The organism is Vibrio sp. 1151_11 (assembly GCF_029478525.1).
In the GTDB taxonomy this organism is placed as follows: domain Bacteria; phylum Pseudomonadota; class Gammaproteobacteria; order Enterobacterales; family Vibrionaceae; genus Vibrio; species Vibrio anguillarum.
In genome coordinates, this window is record NZ_SHMN01000125.1 from 1 (window position 1) to 317 (window position 317).

A 317-nucleotide genomic window follows, 5' to 3' on the forward strand; every position below is an offset into this window, starting at 1 on the left:
GCTTTCCCAAGAACACTTGAATGTGTTTGGTATCAATACGTTTAACGCATTGATGTTGAGAACTTTTATTTGATAACAACAAACACGTTCGTTGTTATCAGTCAGCTTTCCAAATTGTTAAAGAGCAAGATTTGACTTTCTACTAAAGAAAGAAACCATTTTTAAAGATTCTTGTAAGAACATTTAAAGATGGTATCCCGTAGGGGAGTCGAACCCCTGTTACCGCCGTGAAAGGGCGGTGTCCTAGGCCTCTAGACGAACGGGACACTAAGTAAGAATGTTTGGGAACATCCTCGTCTCTTAAACTGTATAAACCA

At 39.1% G+C, this 317-nt stretch carries 1 tRNA gene; it reads right to left on the reverse strand.

Annotation, left to right across the window (positions count from 1 at the left end):
• Positions 1 to 190 precede the first annotated feature (190 nt).
• Positions 191 to 266 (reverse strand) — tRNA-Glu (locus EXZ60_RS19060).
• Between the last annotated feature and the right edge of the window lie 51 nt (positions 267 to 317).